The following is a 1,148-nucleotide window of genomic DNA, read 5'->3' as shown; positions in this document are numbered from 1 at the left end:
AACAAAGAACTGAGTTAAAAAACAAGTCTTTTTAGTTTAATTTTGAGACATATCCTTCATCATAAGGCAAACCCGATTTAGCTATAGCAAATGCTTGTTTTAAAAGTTTGTTTGCTACTGCGATTAGAGCTAGTTTTTTACTTTTTCCCTTTGCTACTATCCTATCGTACAATTCCTTACAAGCTTTATTATGCTTGCATGCCGAAAATGCACATAAAAACAGTAGGTTTCTTAGCTTTCTGTTTCCAATTTTACTTATCCTGCTTCTCCCTCTAATGCTACTACCAGACTCTCGTATGGTTGGTGTAATGCCTACATAGCTGCACAATTGTTTTGCATTTTCAAATTTGTTAAAACCATCTGTGATCACTATTAAAAATAAGGCTGTTTTACTACCTAATCCTGGGATACTTTTCAAAAGTGTCAACTGTTCTTGCTGTTCTGTTTTTACCAATTCTAAGAGTCTAGATTCCAACGTGCTTATCTCTTTACTTAAATGTCTCAGGTTTCTTTTGAGCGATTGATATACAAAACGTGATGGTATGCCCAAGGCCTCTTCTCCTTTAATCTTGTTCTTGGTTGCTGTACTTTGCTTTATATATATATCTAACAACCTGAATAACTGCAAACATTCTGCTTGAACATCTGTTAAGGCATTGTACAAAGGAACATCGTTTAACATGCCATATTCACAGATCGCCTTTGCATCGCTCTTATCTGTCTTTACCTTGGCTAAGCGCATCTGGATAAAGCGTTTTACAGATAATGGATTAACAACCGAGACAGCAATACGCTGTGAATGTAGATACTGCGCTAATCGATAATGATAATAGCCTGTGGCCTCCATCACTACCAGTGTATTTTGTGGTAAGGTTTTTAAAAGTGATTTAAAACCTTTGTCATCATTTTTTAATTGAATGTGGCCGCCTTGCAAACTGTATACATCAAATACACTTTTACTGATGTCTATGCCATAAATTTCTTTATCTTTAGTCATAAGAACTGAATTTGGAAAGGACAGTCTACTTACTCATCAACAACTTAAAATCGAGATCTAGGTCTCACAGAACTGAACGATATTTAAGTAGAAAAGAGAGGGGATTATCATTGTTGTCGAAGTTATCGCTTCACCGTGTATACTAATCTTA

The 1,148-nt window shown here is 35.4% G+C and carries 1 protein-coding gene; it reads right to left on the bottom strand.

What is annotated here, in order from left to right; genetic code table 11:
- Positions 1–31: 31 nt before the first annotated feature.
- Positions 32–997 carry a transposase gene (locus tag KCG49_RS16290; protein WP_218548016.1) on the bottom strand — a complete coding sequence of 322 codons (966 nt, stop codon included), beginning with the start codon at positions 995–997 and terminating at the stop codon, positions 32–34.
- Positions 998–1,148: the final 151 nt, after the last annotated feature.

Origin of the sequence: Winogradskyella luteola, from assembly GCF_019203985.1 — a bacterium.
Lineage (GTDB): Bacteria > Bacteroidota > Bacteroidia > Flavobacteriales > Flavobacteriaceae > Winogradskyella > Winogradskyella luteola.
Note: the sequence above shows the minus strand (reverse complement) of the source record. Positions and strands in the feature narration are given on the sequence as shown.